The organism is Sphingopyxis sp. GW247-27LB (genome assembly GCF_002277025.1).
Taxonomy (GTDB): Bacteria; Pseudomonadota; Alphaproteobacteria; order Sphingomonadales; family Sphingomonadaceae; genus Sphingopyxis.
This window is the reverse complement of sequence record NZ_NIWD01000006.1, coordinates 1-17,161: the sequence shown is the minus strand read 5'-3', so window position 1 is coordinate 17,161 and position 17,161 is coordinate 1. Positions and strand designations below refer to the sequence as shown.

Sequence of the window (17,161 nt, the reverse complement as noted above, 5' to 3'; positions counted from 1 at the left end):
AAAGCAAAAAGGGCGCGACAGGTGCGCCCCGTCACGCCCGACGCTCGTATCGAGCGGCGGCCAAGCTGTGCCGCAACCGGCGAAATCGCCCGTTGGACGCGGCGCATATAGTCGCATCGGGCGCCGCGAGCAAGGCGAAAGCGGCAAACTCAGCCGCGCGCGCCGACCTTGCCTTCGACGAAGGCGATCGCAGCGGCGATGGCCGCCGCGCGATCGAGCGCCGTATTGTCGAGCAGCAACGCGTCCTCGGCGCGGAGCAGCGGCGCGTCGGCGCGGCCGGTATCGCGCGCGTCGCGGGCGTGGATGTCGGCGAGCACCGCGTCATAGGTGACCTCGACCCCGCGGCCCAGCATCTCGGCATGGCGGCGGCGCGCGCGTTCCTCGGGGGTCGCGGTGACGAACAGCTTGGCGTCGGCATGCGGTGCGATCACCGTGCCGATGTCGCGCCCGTCGAGCACCGCGCCGCCTGGCTGGTTCGCGAAGTCGACCTGGCGCTGGAATAGCGCCTTGCGCACCTCCGGATGCACCGACACGCGGCTCGCGAGGCTGCCGGTGCTTTCGTAGCGCAGCGCGGGATCATCGAGCAGGCTGCCCGGAAAATCGCACGCGGCGAAAGCGTCGCGCGCATCGTCGGGATCGCCGTGATTGAGCTGCGTCTGATAGCCGACGGCGCGATAGAGCAGCCCGGTGTCGAGCACCGGCAGGCCGAAATGCGCCGCGAGCGCGCGCGCGATCGTGCCCTTGCCCGACGCGGTGGGGCCGTCGACGGCGATGATCACCCCTGGAGTCCTTCGAGCAGCGCTTCGAAATTGGGGAAGCTCGTCGCGACCGGCGCCATGTCGTCGATCGTGACGGGCGCCTTGCTGACGAGGCCCGCGATCGCGAAGCTCATGCAGATGCGATGGTCGAGGTGGCCGGCGATGGTCGCGCCGCCCGCGAGCGGATCGCCGCCGCTGCCATCGATGATCAGGCCGTCCTCGCTTTCCTCGACGCGCGCGCCGATCGCCGCCAGCCCCGCCGCCATCACCGCCAGCCGGTCGCTTTCCTTGACGCGCAGTTCGTCGAGGCCGGTCGTCACCGTGCGCCCTTCGGCGAGCGCGGCGGCGACGAAGAGGATCGGATATTCGTCGATCATGCTCGGGGCGACCGCGGGGTCGACCTCGATGCCCTTCAAGACGCTATGGCGGACGCGCAGGTCGGCGACGGGTTCGCCGCCGACTTCGCGCGCATCGAGCAGGGTGATGTCGCCACCCATCGCCTGCAGCACCTCGACGAGGCCCGCGCGGGTGGGGTTGAGCCCGACATTGGCGATCGTGACGTCCGAACCGGGCACGAGCAGCGCCGCGACGATGAAGAAGGCGGCCGACGAGGGGTCGCCGGGCACCACGATCGTCTGCGGCCTGAGCTCGGCCTCGCCCCGAACGCGAATGTGGCGGGTGCCGTCGGCGCCGGTCTCGACGCTGAGATCGGCACCGAAGCCGCGCAGCATCCGCTCGCTATGATCGCGCGTCGGGACGGGCTCGACGACTTCGGTGATGCCCGGCGTGTTGAGCCCCGCGAGCAGCACGGCGCTCTTCACCTGTGCCGAGGCCATCGGCAGGCGATAGGCGAGGGGGATGGCGGGGGCGAGGCCGCGGACCATCAGCGGCAGAGTCTGGGTCCCTTTGGCCCCCGGCGAGGCGGAGATGTCGGCCCCCATCTGCGAGAGCGGGTCGATGACCCGGCCCATCGGGCGCCCCGACAGGCTGGCATCGCCGGTGAAGGTGACGGTGATCGGGTGGCTCGCGACGAGGCCCATGAGGAGGCGGGTCGAAGTGCCGCTGTTCCCCATGTCGAGGGCCTCTCGCGGTTGAAGGAGGCTGCCGACGCCGACGCCGTCGATATTCCAGGCGCCTTCGCCGGTGCGCTCGATGCTCGCCCCCATCGCGCGCATCGCCGCGGCGGTGGCGAGCACGTCATGGCCTTCGAGCAGGCCGGTGACGCGGCTCGTCCCCACCGCGAGCGCCGACAGCATCAGCGCGCGGTGCGAGATGCTCTTGTCGCCGGGAATGGCGATCCGGCCGGTGAGCGGCGGGGAAAGGGAAAAGCGGCGCGGGGTGGGGTGGGGATGGGTCATCGCGCGGCGCTTTTGACAGCGGCCCGACAATCTGGCAAGGCGCACGCCGATTTGACGGATCGGCCGCGAAGTGCCGATTTTCTTCCAAAATTCCCTACCTGTTTTCAGATGTTTAAGAGGCTTATATGATAAAGGCTGAATGGGGCACGAAACGCAGCTGCCCGAAATGCGCCACGCGATTCTATGATCTGACCAACGATGATCCGGTCACCTGCATCAATTGCGGTTATGCCTGGATCCCGGAATCGGTGCTGAAATCGAAGCAGCCGATGCCGTTCGAGGAGGCCGAAAAGCCCGGCAAGCCGGCCAAGGAAACGGAATCGGACGACGATCTGGATCTGGACGTCGATGTCGACGAGGACAGCGATTCGCCCGACAACGACGTTGACCTTGGCGGCGACGACGATCTGGGCGTCGCGACCGGCGACGACGAGGACGACGAAGGCTGACCGAACGGGCGAGGGGCCAAAAAAGCATCGCGCGATGCATTTGGCCCCTTGCATATGGGACGCGCGCTGGTAAAGGCGGCGTCCCGATCGCACCACCCAGGGCGATTATGCGAAATGGCACGGGGCCTTAGCTCAGCTGGGAGAGCGCTACAATGGCATTGTAGAGGTCACCGGTTCGATCCCGGTAGGCTCCACCATTTCCCCTTGGCGCGATAGAGCGCCCCCTCCGGATCATCGTGGCTCGTCCCCATCCGCCACATGCCGTGCCGATTTGCCGTCGAGTCGAGGCCGCGGCGTGGATCGACTGTCACATATGTTCGTTACTTCGGCGGACGGAACGGTTCCAACAAACGGAGAATGACATGACCCTGTTCAAGAAAGCCGCGCTCGCGCTTGTGGCGACATCGATGGTCGCCGCGCCGGTGACGGCCTCGGCGGCGCAGGCCTATAAGGATGTGTCCGCGGTGTCGGCGAGCAGCGGCCAGAACCAGCTCGAAGGCAATTCGGGCTGGCTGATCGGCCTTCTCGGCCTGCTCGCGGGCGTGACCGCGATCATCATCATCGCGAGCAACGACGACGATTCGCCGGTCAGCCCCTGACGGGCCCGACACGAGATCGAATGAGCGATCAAGGGCGACGCCGCGCTATTGCGCGGCGTCTTCCGTTTCGAACAGCGCTTCCATGCGGATCGGATCGGCGAGCGAGATGCGGTCGAGGATCGCGGCGGTGTCGTCGCGCACCTTCAGCATCAGGCTGCGCATCCGGCATTCCCTTTCGGGCAGGCAATTCTTGCAATGTTCGTGCGCGTTGCGGCTCGCGCAGGGAACGAGCGCGAGCGATCCGCGCGTCAGCCGCACCAGATCGCCATAGCTGATGTCGATCGGCGGCAGCGCGAGTTGATAGCCGCCGTCGCGCCCGCGCTGCGAAATGAGCAGCCCCTCGCGCGCCATTTCCGACAGGATGACGGTCAGGAATTTGGGCGGGATGTTCTGCGCCTCCGCGATGTCCGCAAGCTGCACCTGCCCCTTGCCCCAATGGTCGGCGAGGTGCTGGAAGGCGCGGATGGTATAGCGGGTCTTCTGCGAGAGCATGGCCGCTGTCTGAGCCAGTTCGGCGACAATTTCAACCTGCTGGCATGACAATCTTTTGCGCCATTGATCGAAATCACAGCGGCGACTAGTTTCGCCGTTATAAGCAAGGCCTCAACAGGTCCGGGAGCGGTGCATGCGACGATCCTATTTCTTCCCCGCCTGGGCGGCGATCGCGGCGTTGACCGTGACGCCGGCGCAGGCGCAGTTCGGCGGCATATTGCGCAAGGTGGCGACCCCTGCGCCGACGCCATCGCCGAGCCCCGACAGCAGCGAGGACAATGGCGGCTGCCCCAAGGGCAAGAAAGGCAGCCGCGCGGGCCGCAACATTCTGGGCGGCATATTGAACGAGGCGATCGGCGACGCCGCGAGCAAGGCGGGCGTCTACAGCTATGTGCCGATCGCCGAGGTCAGCGACACGCTGACCAACGCCATCGCCTGCAAGCTCGATCCCGCCGAACAGGTGCAGGCGGCCAAGGCGACCGAAGACGCGGTGCGCGGCGAAGCGGTCGGGTCGACCGCGAACTGGACCAGCGAAACGCGCGAGGGCGTCAGCGGTTCGTCGACGATCATCGCGCGCAACGACGAGGCGGGCGGACGCCAGTGCATCAACGTCACCGATTTCATCATCGTCGACGGCGAAGAGACGCGGGCGACCAAGCGCATGTGCCGCGAACCCGGCCAGCCGCGCTATACGCTGGCGCAGGCGTGATGAAGCGGGCGGCGCGTCTTGCGCTGGGTCTGGCGGCGCTGGCGACGCTCGGTGCGACGCCCGCGAAGGATCCCGTAAATCCGACCTGTCCGCTCCACCCCAATTGGTCGACCAACCCCACGATGGTGCTGACCCCGGTCGAGCGTAGCGGCGTCAAGGTACTGCTCGCCGAAGGGCGCGTCGATGCGGGGCTGCCCGACCGGCTGACGGCGGCGCTTGCCGCGCATCCCGACATCACCGAAATCTGGCTGAGTTCGCCGGGCGGCGATGCGCGCGCGGGCAATGCGGCGGGGCGGGTGATCCGGTCGAACATGGGCATCACGACGCGGATCCCGTCGGGCTGGGCCTGTTTCAGCGCGTGCAACTTCGTCTTCATGGGCGGCATTCCGCGCTACGTCGATCCGGGCGGGCTGTTCATCGTCCACATGTTCACGCGCACCGGCGACCGCGGCGCGATCGACATGAGCGTCGCGATGGGCACCGACGCCACGACCGAGCTGATCGGCGACGTCGAGCAGGACGCGGCGCTGCTCGCGAGCGAGGACAATGATTTCCTGATCCGGATGGGCGTGTCGCGCAAGCTGCTGACCGACGTGATGTATCAGCAGAAGGCGGTGAAGGGCAGCGGCCCCGACCAGTCGACCCGCCGCTGCCTGACGCACGAGGAGGCGCTGAAATATGGCGTCGACAGCAGCGACACGGCCGGCGGCTGAGCGTCCAGTCGAAGGTTGCAAAGTGCAACGCGTGGCGTAGACTGGCCGGCGACAATCGGGAGAGCCGGCCATGAACGAGATGACGCACGACCACGCCAAATTCCGATCGATGATCGACGGCACGCAGGACGATTGGGACATTATCGCGCGCGAGCAAAAGGAGTTCGCGCCGAACAATGGCAAGCGCATCCTCGACCATCTGAAGCTGCTCGGCGGCGATTATGGCGGCTTTCCGGTCGACCGGCTCGAACATTGCCTGCAAACCGCGACGCGCGCGCACAGGGATGGCCGCGACGAGGAATATGTCGTGATGGCGCTGCTCCACGACATCGGCGACACGCTGGGGGCGTTCAACCACCCCGACGTCGCGGCGGCGATATTGAAACCCTTTCTGTCCGAGGAAAATCTGTGGATCGTCCAGCACCACGGCATCTTCCAGGGCCATTATTTCTTCCACTATCTCGGCCTCGACCGCGACATGCGCGACCAGTTCAAGGATAGCACGCATTATGCGGCGTGCGCCGAATTCTGCGAAAAATACGACGCGCCGGCGTTCGACCCCGATTATGACAGCGAGCCGCTCGAGTTTTTCGAGCCGATGGTGACGCGGCTCTGCTCTTATCCGCGCACGAGCATCTACAAGAAGGTGATGGTCGAGGAAGCGGCGGAGTAGATTTAGTGTCGCCCCCGCGAAGGCGGGGGCCGCTGGCAATCTTACGCTATGCCGATAACGGCCCCCGCCTTCGCGGGGGCGACGGCTTGTTACCGACCCTTGAATTCGGTCTTGCGCTTCTGCTGGAACGCCAGAATGCCTTCCATCGCATCGGCGCTGTTGCCCGCGATGAACTGACCCGTCGCCTCGCCGTCGAGCGTGTCGGCATAGCTTTGCGACAGGCCGGCGCGCAGCACCTTGCGCATCGTGCCGAGCGCGACGGTCGGGCCGTTCGCGAGACGCGCGGCGAGCGCGCGCGCTTCGGCGATCAGTTCGCCGTCCTCGACGCATTTGTAAACCATGCCCCATTCGGCCGCCTGCTCGCCCGAAATCTTCTCGCCCAGCATCATCATCTGCGTCGCGCGCGGCAAGCCGACCAGCCGCGGCAGGATCCACGACGAGCCGCCGTCGGGAACGAGGCCGATGTTGACGAAGGCCTGCAGGAAATAGGCGCTCTTGCCCGTGAGGGTGAAGTCGCCCGACAGGGCAAAGCTGCAGCCGACGCCCGCGGCGGGGCCGTTGACCGCGACGACGACCGGAATGTCGAGGTTCGCGAGCGCGAGCAGCATCGGATTATAGTGGTTGCGCAGCGCCTTGCGGCTGTTCGCGCCGCCGCCGACCGCCGACGCGCTGCGGTCGCCCGCCAGATCCGCCCCCGAGCAGAAGCCGCGGCCCTCGCCGGTGATCAGCAGCGCGCGCGCGCCGAGCAGGGGGAGATAGTCGAGCGCGGTGCGGATATCGTCGGCCATCGCCGGCGGCATCGAATTGAGCCGCTCGGGGCGGTTCAGGGTGATCGTCGCGACATTGTCGGCGACTTCGAGCCTGATCGTGTCGAAGCTGGGGATATCGGTCATGGGGAAGAATCCTCTCGCGGGTGCTTTACCTTTACGTTCACGTAAAGTTTTGGCGCATTTGGAGGGTGAGTGCAAGAGGGCAGGGCGAGTGAGGGTGCGGCGTCTGTTTTTGGCCGGGTGCGGACGTAGGATCCTCCCTGCGGCGCAGCCGTGGGGAGGGGGACCATCCGAAGGATGGTGGAGGGGCCGTGAGCGTAGCGAGCGCTTCGCGCTCGGCCCCTCCGTCAGCGGCTACGCCGCTGCCACCTCCCCATCGCTGCGCGACAGGGAGGATCGTCAGTTTCAACGCCCGCTCCCCACCCCAAAATAGTCTTGGCCTTCTCTAATCCTCGCCCAGCCGCACGAACCGCATATCGCCCTCCGCGCGGTGCAGCGTCAGGCCGCGCTCGGTCTTTTCGGCGCAGGCGCCTTCGAAATCGACCACGCCGATGTCGTTGGGCTCGATGATCACGTGCAGCTTGCCGCCGTCGGCCTCGGTCAGCACGAAGCGCGGCGCGGTGATGCCGTAGATCGGCTCGCGTACCTCGACCCAGCGCGGGATGCGCGTGTCGTGGTCGGGCATCGTCCAGCCGTCATATTGGGTATAACCGTCGATCGGCGTGCCGCTGTCGAAGCCGATGGTGAAATCGACGCCCGCGACGGTCCGGCCGTTGGGCCAGGTGACCAGGATGGTGGGCACCGCGCCGTCGATCTCGCCGGGCGTGCCCTTCGACATCGCCGGTGGTACCGGCCTGGGCTCGGTGGTCAGGCAGATCGTGTCGCCGCGCGCCTCCCAGCGGCCCTCGGCGCGTTCGTCGAGCGCTCCCGCGGCAAGTATATATTGGAAGCGGCCGTCATTGCGGATGAGCAGGCCGCCGCCGACATCGGGGCCTTCGGCGATGCCATATTCGCCGACGAAGGATGAATTCTGCGCGGCGGCGGGGGCAGCGAGCAGCGCAGCGGCCAGGAGCAGGGTTCGCATCGTCCGGTCATGCGCGCGCCGCGCCGCGGATGCCAGCCCCTTTCCACCTGCCGCCCCACCTGCTAGGCGCCCGCGCCATGACCCCGAAGCACCCCGATCGCCGCACCTTCGCCATCATCTCGCACCCCGACGCGGGCAAGACGACGCTGACCGAAAAGCTGCTCGTCGCGGGCGGCGCGATCCACATGGCGGGCGAGGTGAAGGCGCGCGGCGCGGCGCGGCGCGCGCGGTCGGACTGGATGAAGATCGAACAGCAGCGCGGCATTTCGGTGACCTCGTCGGTGATGACCTTCGAGCATGCCGGGCTCGTCTTCAACCTGCTCGACACACCGGGGCACGAGGATTTCAGCGAGGATACCTATCGCACGCTGACCGCGGTCGACAGCGCGGTGATGGTGATCGACGCCGCGAAGGGCATCGAGCCGCAGACGCTGAAGCTGTTCGAGGTATGCCGCCTGCGTTCGGTGCCGATCATCACCTTCGTCAACAAGGTCGACCGCGAGGGGCTGCCGCCGTTCGAGCTGCTCGACGAGGTCGCCGACCGGCTCGCGCTCGACGTCTGTCCTATGAACTGGCCCGCGGGCATGGGCGGGCAGTTCGAGGGGCTCTACGACCTCGTCGATCCCGCGATCATGAAACCCGGCGGCGACGCCTCGCGCATGTATGAGGGGAAGCGCGTCGGCGTCGCGGGACTGGACGATGCGGCGCTGACCGCCGAGCTCAGCGCCGACGCGCTCGCGCATCTCAGGGAAGAGACCGAGCTCGCCTCGGCCTGCTACGCGCCGTTCGACGTCGCGGCCTACCGCAATGGCGACCTGACGCCGGTCTATTTCGGCTCGGCGCTCAAGGAATTCGGGGTCGTCGACCTGCTCGCGGCGCTCGGAAGCCACGCACCGGGGCCGCAGCCGCAGCCCGCCGAGCCCGCGCCGGTGCGCCCCGGCGACGAGGCGGTGACCGGCTTCGTGTTCAAGGTGCAGGCGAACATGAACCCCGCGCACCGCGACCGCATCGCCTTCATGCGCCTCTGCTCGGGCAAGTTCGAGCGCGGCATGCGCCTTACCCAAGGGGGAACCGGCAAGGCGATCGCGATCAGCCGCCCGATGCTGTTCCTCGCGCAGGACCGCGAGATGGCCGAGGAGGCCTTTCCCGGCGACATCATCGGCATTCCGAACCACGGCACGCTGCGCGTCGGCGACACGCTGTCCGAACGCACCGACATCACGATCACCGGCCTGCCCAATTTCGCGCCCGAAATATTGCGCCGCGTCGCGCTCGTCGACCCGACCAAGACCAAGCAGCTCAGGAAAGCGCTCGACGACATGGCCGAGGAGGGGATCATTCAGGTCTTCTACCCCGAAATCGGGTCGAACATGATCGTGGGCGTGGTCGGCCAGTTGCAGCTCGACGTGCTGATCAGCCGGCTCGAGGCCGAATATAAGGTCGAGGCGAAGCTCGAGGCATCGCCCTGGGACACGGCGCGCTGGATCGCGAGCGACGATCCGGCGGCGCTCAGGGCGTTCCAGGCCGATCACCGCGGCGCCAGCGCCGCCGACCGCGACGGCGCGCCGGTGTTCATGGCGAAGGATGCGTGGGAGGTGGGCTATGTCACCCAGCGGCATCCGGCGATCCGCTTCACGGCGACGAAAGAGCGGCGGTTCGCGGCGACGAGCTAAAATCGGCCGTCATTGCGAGCGGAGCGAAGCAATCTCCAGCTATCGAAAGTGCATTCCGATAGCTGGAGATTGCTTCGTCGCTATGCTCCTCCCAATGACGAGACTAGATAAGGCTCAGCAGATCGGCTGGCCCCGCCGCTTCCTCCTCATCCTCTTCACCCTCGAACTTGCTCAGCGTCACTCCCAGCAGCCGGATGCCCTGTTCCACCGGTAGCAGCGGCGCGAGAATCGCTTCGCCCGCCGCGAGCAGGCCCGCGCCGTCTCCGATCGCGAACGGTACCGACTTCGCCCGCGTGATCGTCCTGAAATCGGCGTAGCGCAGCTTGAGCGTCACCGTGCGCCCGCGCGCTTGCTTTTTCGCGGCGCGGTCCCACACCACGGTGCAGACATGCGCGAGCGCTTCGCGGATTTCGGTGTCGGTGATCAGGTCGTTGAAGAAGGTCCGCTCGCCGCCCAGCGATTTGAGCGGCCGGTTCGACCGGACCCGCCGATGGTCGATCCCGCGCGCCAGATTGTGGAGCCATTCGGCGCTGTTGCCGAAATGCGCGGCGAGCCAATCGAGGTCCTTCGCGGCGAGATCGGCGCCCGAGAAGATTCCGAGCCCCTCCATCTTCGCCGCGGTCACCGGGCCGATGCCGTGGAAGCGGCGGATCGAGAGCGTCTGGACGAAGGCGGCGCCCTTGCCCGGCGGGATGACGGTCAGCCCGTCGGGCTTGTTCTGGTCCGACGCGAGCTTGGCGATGAACTTGTTGTAGGAGACGCCGGCGGACGCGGTCAGCCCGGTTTCCTCAGCGATGCGGCGGCGGATCAGTCGTGCGGCCGCGGTGGCGCTGCCCAGCCCCCCCTTGTCGCGGCTGACGTCGAGATAGGCCTCGTCGAGCGAGAGCGGTTCGACCTCGTCGGCATAGTCGCCGAAGATCGCGCGGATCTGGTGCGAGATGTCGCGATAGACCTCGAAGCGCGGCGGCACGAAAATCAGGTCGGGGCACTGGCGCTTCGCGGTGATGCTCGGCATCGCCGAGCGGACGCCGAACTTGCGCGCCTCATAGGAGGCCGCCGCGACCACGCCGCGCCGCGACGATCCGCCGACCGCGACGGGCTTGCCGCGCAGCGCCGGGTCGTCGCGCTGCTCGACCGAGGCGTAGAAGGCATCCATGTCGACATGGATGATCTTGCGGATCGGGGCGTCCGCTGGCTCATCGTCGTCGCTGGCTTCGGTCTCGCTCACTCGTGTGGCCTAGCATGTTGCCACGATGTTCTCAATCGCGGCGCGGCGTTTCGCTTGACGCTGGCGCCGCAAACTGGCAATCGCCGCCAGCCTTGGAGATGCGGGTATAGCATAGTGGTAATGCTCTAGCCTTCCAAGCTAGCTAGGCGGGTTCGATTCCCGCTACCCGCTCCAGAGGCCCTTCCGAGGACGTCCGGCAACGTCCAAAAAACGGCTGATTTCTCCCATTTTTTCTGCTATAACCGTCCCTGTTGATGCAGGCGTATCTCGGCGCACCCGGCAAATTTGAGGGTATATATCGGGGTATGTCTCAAGCGGTGATGGAGAGATACCCTCATGGGACTGACGGCGGTAGCGATCAAGGCGGCCAAGGGCCGCGACAAGCAATACAAGATGAGTGATTCGGGCGGCCTCTATCTGCTCGTGTCGCCATCGGGCCGCCGATACTGGCGAATGAACTACCGATTCCTTGGCAAAGAGAAGACGCTGGCCTTTGGCGTTTGGCCCGATGTTGACCTCGCGGGGGCCAGAGCCAAGCGTGACGACGCGCGGCGCCTGCTCGCCACGGGCCGCGATCCCGCCGAGCAAGCCAGGCTGGACAAGGCGGCGGCGAGCGTCGCGGCAGCAAACACGTTCCGGGCGGTCGCGGAGGAATGGCTTACCAAAGTCGAGAAGGAAGGTCTTGCACCCGCCACTATGAAGAAGAACCGGTGGTTGCTGGACTTCTCGTATCCGTCGATCGGGCATCGGCCGATTGCCGAAATCAAGCCGTTTGAATTGCTGACCCTGCTTCGCAAGTTTGAGACGAAGGGGAAGCACGAAACCGCCCATCGCCTGCGAAGCATATGCGGTCAGGTTTTCCGCTATGCGATTGCCACCGTTCGAGCCGATCACGACGTTGCCGCCGATCTGCGCGGGGCGCTGATTACGCCGAAGGTGACGCATCGCGCTGCCATCACCACGCCAACGGAGGTCGGCGCGCTGCTGCGGGCGATCGAGGGCTACGAAGGCCATCCGTCCACTTTGACCGCGCTGCGCCTCTTGCCCCATGTTTTCGTCCGCCCCGGTGAACTGCGCTATGCCGAATGGAAGGAGTTTGACCTCGACAACGGGGTTTGGACCATCCCCGAGAGCAAGATGAAAATGCGCCGGGTCCACAAGGTTCCGCTTTCCCGGCAGGCTTTGGAAATCATCGCCACGCTGGAACATGACGCCAGCTTGAGCCGGTTTCTTTTCCCGTCGCTGCGTTCGGCCAGCCGCCCCATGTCCGAAAACACCATCAACGGCGCGCTGCGTCGGCTCGGCTATGCCAAGGATGAAATGACCGGGCATGGCTTCCGCGCGATGGCAAGCACCTTGCTCAACGAAATGGGCCGCTGGAACCCCGATGCGATCGAGCGGCAGCTCGCCCATGCCGAAGGCAACGCGGTGCGGCGCGCCTATGCGAGAGGCGAATATTGGGACGAGCGCGTTCAGATGATGCAATTTTGGTCGGATGAACTCGATCGCTTGCGGAAAGACTTTGAGCCGGTGAAGCTGGTCGTCGGTGAAAGACGTTGGCGCTAACCGTCAGTCGGGTAGGTCCAACGATGCACGTCTGCGATGGATTCGATCACGCCCAACGACCGCGAAAGCGGGTCGTGACGATCGGCGGCGACGTCCGCCCATTTGAGCCATTGCGCTATGGTCATGCCGTCGATCACCGTTTCCATGTCGAGGTCAGTTTTCCGCACGGCCGCGACGAAGCGGCGCACGAGCGAGGTTGTGCGCCATGCTTCGGCATGTTCGGCAAGCCGCCGAAAGCGATTTCTGTCTAGGCGGCGCTGCGCCTCTTGTTCTCGCTGCTGCTGCGCCCGCATTTCATAGAGGCGCGCGCGTTCTTCCCTCGCTTCACGCTCGGCCGCGATGGCCGGAAGCGCAACCATCACCGTCGCCACAATGTCGCTTGCAAGTTGTTCGAGCCTATAGGTTGATCCTTCGCGCCATTGGCGGCGGAAGCCTGCGGGCATCCAACTCGTCACCTCGAATATGAGATCGCCGGTCGATTCCAGACTGCTTGGCACCACGGCTGGCCCATTGAGCGGCGCGCGCCGTCCATTCGGGCCGGTCGGTATCTTGACCCGCTTCATTCGAAAGCGAAGCTGAAACTTGATCGCATCAAGGCCCGAACGCGCCGTTGGTTCGCCGCGCTCATCGTGTCCCACAGCGATCCCGTGAGCGTCGAGCGCCTGACAAATGGCGTTGAGGACACAAAGAAGCCGGCGATCGGCACGATCGAAAGGCGCGACCTTCTTCCACTCGCGCGAGCCGCGATCATAATATTCTGCGCGGGCGCGAATCTCTTTCTTACGGGCAGCGATCCGCTCGGTAACGATCGGATGAGGCTGAATCAGCCGCTCGGAAATCCGAATGGCGGGCAGTTCCGCCTTTAGCCGCTCGACTTGCGACTTCGGCGTGAGGGTCTGTTCTGACAGGGCAGATGCACAAATAACTAGGGCGTCCGCGGCTCGCTCTCCGGCTGGAAGCGGCGGCCTAGCACCGGCGTGCTTGCCGACCGCGAGCTTGCTCCAATAGCCCGGAGGGGGACGCGGAATGTCCTCGCGCTCGCACAATCGCGCAAGCCGCTGGTCCGAGAGTCCAAATTCTCCCGCGAGATGCGTCAACGGCTTCTGCCAGACGAGTTCGTAAATATCCTGTCGCGTTACCGCCGCTGCTTCTTCGCTCATGCCTTTCACATTCTCCTTCTCCCTTCAACGATGCGCGGAGGTGGATTTTCCATTTTTTTCGGCCAAGCGAATCAGCGACATTCGCGAAACAAAGTTTCGCTACTGGGTCACTTTTTAACGTCAGATTGCGTTTTGCTTCGTTCGCGCTTCGGATGAACCGGGCGAAGCGCGGGACGGGTTGCCCGATCGCATGGTTACAAATCTGCAAATCGCTTTTCATGCTTATAGGCGCAACAACCACAATGGGGTCATCCTGATATGCGTAAAATTGCTTTCCCGATCGTCGCCGCTGCCGGCTTCGCTATGGCGCCCGTCGTCGCCGCACAGACCGCCGAACAGCCGACGGACACGGAACAGGCCGAACCCGCTTCGGAACCTGCGGCAGAACCCGCCGCCGAGCCTGCCGCTGAACCCGCTGCCGAACCGGCGGCGGAGCCTGCGGAAGAACCGGCGAGCGACGAGGCTGCGGCCGATCCGAACCGCTAAGCGACGATAAATCAGAGAAAAGGGCGGGATTTTCCCGCCCTTTTTTTGTGCTTCGCTGACAATCCTAACCGCGCGCAGTCATGCTATCATCGCCGCGACCGGAAACTATTTGAACAAAATTTACGGGAAATCCTCCGTCGTGCATCGTTGGGGTGAACGGGAGCGAAAAAGTCGAATGACGTGAACCGGGAGAAGCGCGCGAGAATCATGGCTTGGGTGGGGCGGGAAATCATGCCCCACGAAGCGGACGTGCGCGCCTGGCTTCTCCGCACGCTCGATCCCGACGACCTAGAGGACGTGATACAGGAAACCTATTGCCAGATCGCGGGCCTGAAAGACGTGAGCCATATCGCCAGCGGTCGCGCTTATTTCTTCACCGCCGCGCGCAGCATCGTTCTCATGCGATTGCGTCGCGCGCGAGTGGTCAGCATGGAGTCGGTTTCAGAGATTGAGAACACAGGCATCGCAATGGACGAACCGACGCCCGAACGGGTTGTCGCCGCCCGGCGCGAACTGGAACGCGTGCAGCGTCTTATCGAGGGACTGCCTGACCGATGCCGAAGGATTTTTGAGCTTCGCAAGGTCGATGGACTGTCGCAGCGCGAAGTCGCCGAACAGCTTGGGGTTACGGAATTTGTAATCGGGAATGAGGTTGCCAAGGGCATGAAGCTGATATTGCAGTCGATAGCCGATGGCGATCGCAAGACCGCGCGGGCAATGGCAAGAATGGGATATGATGAGCGAACGCGAAACAGCACAAGCGATCAATGACCGCGCGGCCGAGTGGGTCGCCCGCATGGACCGCGAGGGCCACGACCCTGCCGTGCGCGCCGAACTCAAGGCGTGGCTCGCGGGTGACGATCGCCGTCGCGGTGCCTATTTCCGTGCCAAGGTCGCATGGAACATGCTCGACCGCGCGAGCGTCCTTCGCGCCGGACAACCGCCAGCTTACGAGGTGGCCGCCGCTGGCGGCGGCTGGTTTTCAAGGCGGCGCGTCATACTGGGCGGCGGTGCCGCCGCTGCCGCTGCCGCCGCATTGGTGGTCGGCCTTCCGCGTATGGATTTCTTCGCTGCGCCGGATGAGCAAATCCAGACGGCGATAGGCGAAATTCGCCGGGCGCCGCTCAGCGATGGCTCCTTTGCCGTCGTCAACACGCAAACCGCGCTCGACGTGACGATGAAGCCGAAGGTGCGCCAGATCGCGCTCAAGGGGGGCGAGGCATGGTTTCAGGTCGCCAAGGACCGCGACCGGCCTTTCGTCGTGGAGATTGGCGATGTGCGCGTTCGCGCGGTCGGCACGGCCTTTTCGGTCAGGCGGGCGGCGAACGGCGTCGATGTGCAAGTGACCGAAGGCGTCGTTGAGGTGTGGCGCGTCGGGGACGAAACCAATATCCGCCGCGTCGAGGCGGGAACGCGCGCCTTCATTGCCCCCGACAAAGCCGCCGTGTCCGTTGTCGCTGCGAGCGAGGAAATCGACCGGGCGCTGGCATGGCGCACCGGCCAGCTCGTGTTCGACGGGGACACGGTTGCGGAGGCCGTGGCCGAGTTCAACCGCTATAACGTCCGCAAGATCACCCTATCCGACGCGGCGCTCGGGCAAAAAAAGATGATCGGCCGCTTCCGCACCAATGAACCCGACGCCTTCGCGCACGCCGTTGAAATGCTGACGGATTCGCGCGCCGTCATCACCGCTGACCGGATCATCCTGTCGTCGGACTGACAAACTTTTTCAGAAAAAATTACAAAAAAGTTTCGCTCAAGCATCGTTGTCCATGTGAGCCTGAATGATCAGGCCGCTACATAGGGGAGGATGTTTATGCGGTATCGCGATCTTCGCGGGGCGCTCGCGGCGTCGGTGGCAATCTATGCGGTGGCGGTGGCGACGCCCGCGATGGCCCAGACCAAGAGCTTTGACGTTCCGGCACAGTCGGCGGCGACCGGCATCCCGGCGCTGGCAATGCAAGCGGACGTGCAAATCCTGGTCAGCGAAGAGGCGGTGCGAGGCAAGACTATTCGCGCGATCAAGGGTTCGATGACTGTCGATCAGGCCATCCGGCGCGTTGCGGCCGATGCGGGACTGCGGATCGTGTCGAGCGATGGTCGCACTTGGGCGCTCGCCCCTGCCACATCGGCCAACACGGGAAACGCCGCGACGCCCGCCGCCGATGACGGCTATCGCGGCGAAGAAATCATCGTCACCGCGCAAAAGCGTGTCGAATCCGCTCAGAACGTCCCGATCGCCATCACGGCGCTGTCGCAGAAGAATCTGGAGGAACAGAAGATTGAGGGCGGTCCCGACATTATGCGCGCGGTGCCGAACCTTACTTTCAGTAAATCGAATTTCTCAAGCTACAATATTTCGATTCGAGGTATCGGCACCAAAGCCATCTCCGCAACGACCGATCCGGGCGTCGCTGTCAGCTTCAATAATATCGGGATGATTCAGAATCGCTTCTTCGAGCAGGAATTTTTCGACATGGAGCGGCTCGAGGTTTTGCGGGGCCCGCAAGGCACCCTCTATGGCCGCAATGCCACGGGTGGTGTCATCAACCTCATCACCGCTAAGCCTAAGCTGAATAAGTTCGAGGGTAACATCAAGGGCGAGGTCGGCAATTACGACAGCCGTCGCATGACCGGGATGCTCAATATTCCCATCGTTTCAGATCAACTTGGCCTCCGTATCGCTGGCTCGATGACAGACCGCGATGGTTATGACTATAATTCCGTCACTAAGAACCGCATCAACGGGCGCGACCTTTGGTCGCTCCGCACGACGCTCGGTTTCGAGAACGACTGGCTCCGTGGTAACTTCATATGGGAGCGCTTCCGCGAGAGCGACAACCGCTCACGCACTGGAAAACAGCTTTGTCACCGCGATGACAGTCCCGATATGATTGGATCAACTTCAACAGGTCCAGCCGATGGTTCATACAACGAAGTACGGCGAGCCTATCTTTCCACGGGTTGTAAGGCGGGCAGCCTCTATGACGATGCAGCCTTTGGAACCCCCAACGGGTTGGGGATTGCCTATATTAGCGGCTTGCACGTAGCTAATATTTTGGGTCCTGTAGGCTATGATCCCACCACTAACCTTCAGGTCGGACTGCTCGGTTATAAGGATCCATACGGGGGTCTAATGCAATCGCGTAACCTGCGCGAAATAGCGTCCGTCCGTGACCCTCGTTATCGTGCCAGTTCGGATATCCTATCCCTGAACCTCGATATCGATATTTCGGACAGCTTGATGCTGTCGTCGCAGACCGCATGGAATTGGGACAAGGTCTATAGTTTCCAATGACGTGACCCCCTAGTTTCCACCAGCCGGGATTAGAGCCCAGCAGCTTTGTTGCGCATGAGCGCGGTGTAAGCAATGGCCTGCGCAGCGGAGCCCGTAGGGCGTAGCTGCGCAGGCCATTGCTTATGCAGTTCGGCGGCGAACGCCG

19 protein-coding genes, 2 tRNA genes and 1 pseudogene are annotated in these 17,161 nt (G+C 64.4%); 14 read left to right on the top strand and 8 right to left on the bottom strand.

Going from position 1 to position 17,161, the window contains the following annotated elements; translation table 11 throughout:
- Positions 1–149: 149 nt before the first annotated feature.
- Together CD928_RS05455 and aroA are read right to left on the bottom strand one after the other, a co-directional pair.
- A complete protein-coding gene (locus tag CD928_RS05455) occupies positions 150–779 on the bottom strand; it encodes a d(CMP) kinase (protein ID WP_095385985.1) in 630 nt (209 codons plus the stop codon).
- Complete coding sequence (gene aroA, locus CD928_RS05450) at positions 776–2,116, bottom strand: 3-phosphoshikimate 1-carboxyvinyltransferase (protein ID WP_095385982.1); 1,341 nt, start codon at positions 2,114–2,116, stop codon at positions 776–778. The genes CD928_RS05455 and aroA overlap by 4 nt, the downstream gene beginning before the upstream one ends.
- 125 nt (positions 2,117–2,241) lie before the next feature.
- On the opposite strand from aroA, the gene CD928_RS05445 reads away from it, so the two are divergent.
- Together CD928_RS05445 and CD928_RS05440 are read left to right on the top strand one after the other, a co-directional pair.
- Complete coding sequence (locus CD928_RS05445; RefSeq protein ID WP_095385979.1) at positions 2,242–2,565, top strand: FYDLN acid domain-containing protein; 324 nt, start codon at positions 2,242–2,244, stop codon at positions 2,563–2,565.
- Positions 2,566–2,686: 121 nt separating this feature from the next.
- Positions 2,687–2,762: transfer RNA gene (locus CD928_RS05440), tRNA-Ala, on the top strand.
- Here the strand turns inward: CD928_RS05440 and CD928_RS23315 are convergent.
- Positions 2,733–2,876, bottom strand: a complete 144-nt coding sequence (locus CD928_RS23315; protein WP_176473465.1) for a hypothetical protein — start codon at positions 2,874–2,876, stop codon at positions 2,733–2,735. The genes CD928_RS05440 and CD928_RS23315 overlap by 30 nt on opposite strands.
- Before the next feature lie 51 nt (positions 2,877–2,927).
- Here CD928_RS23315 and CD928_RS05435 point away from each other — a divergent pair, with 51 nt between their 5' ends.
- On the top strand, positions 2,928–3,164 hold the full coding sequence (locus CD928_RS05435) for a hypothetical protein (protein WP_095385976.1): 237 nt from the start codon (positions 2,928–2,930) through the stop codon (positions 3,162–3,164).
- Positions 3,165–3,209: 45 nt separating this feature from the next.
- Here CD928_RS05435 and CD928_RS05430 read toward each other — a convergent pair whose 3' ends face one another.
- A complete protein-coding gene (locus CD928_RS05430; RefSeq protein ID WP_095385973.1) occupies positions 3,210–3,656 on the bottom strand; it encodes an Rrf2 family transcriptional regulator in 447 nt (148 codons plus the stop codon).
- Positions 3,657–3,789: 133 nt separating this feature from the next.
- Between CD928_RS05430 and CD928_RS05425 the strand changes: the two genes are divergently transcribed.
- The 3 genes from CD928_RS05425 to CD928_RS05415 all read left to right on the top strand — a co-directional run bounded on the left by CD928_RS05425 (position 3,790) and on the right by CD928_RS05415 (position 5,751).
- On the top strand, positions 3,790–4,365 hold the full coding sequence (locus CD928_RS05425) for a hypothetical protein (RefSeq protein WP_095385970.1): 576 nt from the start codon (positions 3,790–3,792) through the stop codon (positions 4,363–4,365).
- Positions 4,365–5,078, top strand: a complete 714-nt coding sequence (locus CD928_RS05420; protein WP_095385967.1) for a hypothetical protein — start codon at positions 4,365–4,367, stop codon at positions 5,076–5,078. The genes CD928_RS05425 and CD928_RS05420 overlap by 1 nt, the downstream gene beginning before the upstream one ends.
- 70 nt (positions 5,079–5,148) lie before the next feature.
- On the top strand, positions 5,149–5,751 hold the full coding sequence (locus CD928_RS05415; protein ID WP_095385964.1) for an HD domain-containing protein: 603 nt from the start codon (positions 5,149–5,151) through the stop codon (positions 5,749–5,751).
- An 89-nt stretch (positions 5,752–5,840) separates the two neighbouring features.
- On the opposite strand, the gene CD928_RS05410 is transcribed toward CD928_RS05415, so the two are convergent.
- Together CD928_RS05410 and CD928_RS05405 are read right to left on the bottom strand one after the other, a co-directional pair.
- On the bottom strand, positions 5,841–6,644 hold the full coding sequence (locus CD928_RS05410; protein ID WP_095385962.1) for an enoyl-CoA hydratase-related protein: 804 nt from the start codon (positions 6,642–6,644) through the stop codon (positions 5,841–5,843).
- Between the two features lie 322 nt (positions 6,645–6,966).
- Positions 6,967–7,605: a hypothetical protein gene (locus tag CD928_RS05405; protein WP_095385959.1), complete on the bottom strand. Its 639-nt coding sequence runs from the start codon at positions 7,603–7,605 to the stop codon at positions 6,967–6,969.
- Positions 7,606–7,682: 77 nt separating this feature from the next.
- Between CD928_RS05405 and CD928_RS05400 the strand changes: the two genes are divergently transcribed.
- Complete coding sequence (locus tag CD928_RS05400; RefSeq protein WP_095385956.1) at positions 7,683–9,278, top strand: peptide chain release factor 3; 1,596 nt, start codon at positions 7,683–7,685, stop codon at positions 9,276–9,278.
- 103 nt (positions 9,279–9,381) lie between these two features.
- On the opposite strand, the gene dinB is transcribed toward CD928_RS05400, so the two are convergent.
- A complete protein-coding gene (gene dinB, locus CD928_RS05395) occupies positions 9,382–10,506 on the bottom strand; it encodes a DNA polymerase IV (protein WP_095385953.1) in 1,125 nt (374 codons plus the stop codon).
- Between the two features lie 100 nt (positions 10,507–10,606).
- Here dinB and CD928_RS05390 point away from each other — a divergent pair.
- Positions 10,607–10,680 (top strand) — tRNA-Gly (locus CD928_RS05390).
- 162 nt (positions 10,681–10,842) lie between these two features.
- Positions 10,843–12,072 (top strand): integrase arm-type DNA-binding domain-containing protein, encoded by a 1,230-nt coding sequence (locus CD928_RS05385; RefSeq protein ID WP_095385950.1) that lies wholly within the window; start codon positions 10,843–10,845, stop codon positions 12,070–12,072.
- Here the strand turns inward: CD928_RS05385 and CD928_RS22940 are convergent.
- Positions 12,069–13,232 carry a hypothetical protein gene (locus CD928_RS22940; protein WP_141237093.1) on the bottom strand — a complete coding sequence of 388 codons (1,164 nt, stop codon included), beginning with the start codon at positions 13,230–13,232 and terminating at the stop codon, positions 12,069–12,071. The genes CD928_RS05385 and CD928_RS22940 overlap by 4 nt on opposite strands.
- A gap of 258 nt (positions 13,233–13,490) precedes the next feature.
- Between CD928_RS22940 and CD928_RS23310 the strand changes: the two genes are divergently transcribed.
- From CD928_RS23310 to CD928_RS05355, 5 genes and pseudogenes are all read left to right on the top strand, one after another.
- Positions 13,491–13,718, top strand: coding sequence for a hypothetical protein (locus tag CD928_RS23310; RefSeq protein ID WP_176473464.1), 228 nt, complete (start codon positions 13,491–13,493; stop codon positions 13,716–13,718).
- Positions 13,719–13,898: 180 nt separating this feature from the next.
- Positions 13,899–14,489: an RNA polymerase sigma factor gene (locus tag CD928_RS05365; protein WP_217983727.1), complete on the top strand. Its 591-nt coding sequence runs from the start codon at positions 13,899–13,901 to the stop codon at positions 14,487–14,489.
- Positions 14,410–14,595 (top strand): annotated as a pseudogene (locus tag CD928_RS24005) (DUF4880 domain-containing protein); the annotation flags it as partial. The gene CD928_RS05365 and the pseudogene CD928_RS24005, both read left to right, overlap by 80 nt.
- 27 nt (positions 14,596–14,622) lie before the next feature.
- Positions 14,623–15,438, top strand: coding sequence for a FecR family protein (locus tag CD928_RS05360; protein ID WP_255247054.1), 816 nt, complete (start codon positions 14,623–14,625; stop codon positions 15,436–15,438).
- A gap of 96 nt (positions 15,439–15,534) precedes the next feature.
- Positions 15,535–17,016 (top strand): TonB-dependent receptor, encoded by a 1,482-nt coding sequence (locus CD928_RS05355; RefSeq protein ID WP_217983725.1) that lies wholly within the window; start codon positions 15,535–15,537, stop codon positions 17,014–17,016.
- The last annotated feature ends 145 nt before the right edge of the window (positions 17,017–17,161 follow it).

What these genes read in the sequence shown, in the direction of transcription:
- CD928_RS05420 (WP_095385967.1), top strand. Translation starts at nt 4,365, where the DNA reads ATGAAGCGGGCGGCGCGTCTTGCGCTGGGTCTGGCGGCGCTGGCGACG.
- CD928_RS05445 (WP_095385979.1), top strand. Translation starts at nt 2,242, where the DNA reads ATGATAAAGGCTGAATGGGGCACGAAACGCAGCTGCCCGAAATGCGCC.
- CD928_RS05360 (WP_255247054.1), top strand. Translation starts at nt 14,623, where the DNA reads ATGCTCGACCGCGCGAGCGTCCTTCGCGCCGGACAACCGCCAGCTTAC.
- CD928_RS05410 (WP_095385962.1), bottom strand. Translation starts at nt 6,644, where the DNA reads ATGACCGATATCCCCAGCTTCGACACGATCAGGCTCGAAGTCGCCGAC.
- CD928_RS23310 (WP_176473464.1), top strand. Translation starts at nt 13,491, where the DNA reads ATGCGTAAAATTGCTTTCCCGATCGTCGCCGCTGCCGGCTTCGCTATG.
- CD928_RS22940 (WP_141237093.1), bottom strand. Translation starts at nt 13,232, where the DNA reads ATGAGCGAAGAAGCAGCGGCGGTAACGCGACAGGATATTTACGAACTC.
- CD928_RS05415 (WP_095385964.1), top strand. Translation starts at nt 5,149, where the DNA reads ATGAACGAGATGACGCACGACCACGCCAAATTCCGATCGATGATCGAC.
- CD928_RS05355 (WP_217983725.1), top strand. Translation starts at nt 15,535, where the DNA reads ATGCGGTATCGCGATCTTCGCGGGGCGCTCGCGGCGTCGGTGGCAATC.
- CD928_RS05425 (WP_095385970.1), top strand. Translation starts at nt 3,790, where the DNA reads ATGCGACGATCCTATTTCTTCCCCGCCTGGGCGGCGATCGCGGCGTTG.
- CD928_RS05400 (WP_095385956.1), top strand. Translation starts at nt 7,683, where the DNA reads ATGACCCCGAAGCACCCCGATCGCCGCACCTTCGCCATCATCTCGCAC.
- CD928_RS05405 (WP_095385959.1), bottom strand. Translation starts at nt 7,605, where the DNA reads ATGCGAACCCTGCTCCTGGCCGCTGCGCTGCTCGCTGCCCCCGCCGCC.
- CD928_RS05385 (WP_095385950.1), top strand. Translation starts at nt 10,843, where the DNA reads ATGGGACTGACGGCGGTAGCGATCAAGGCGGCCAAGGGCCGCGACAAG.
- aroA (WP_095385982.1), bottom strand. Translation starts at nt 2,116, where the DNA reads ATGACCCATCCCCACCCCACCCCGCGCCGCTTTTCCCTTTCCCCGCCG.
- CD928_RS05430 (WP_095385973.1), bottom strand. Translation starts at nt 3,656, where the DNA reads ATGCTCTCGCAGAAGACCCGCTATACCATCCGCGCCTTCCAGCACCTC.
- CD928_RS05435 (WP_095385976.1), top strand. Translation starts at nt 2,928, where the DNA reads ATGACCCTGTTCAAGAAAGCCGCGCTCGCGCTTGTGGCGACATCGATG.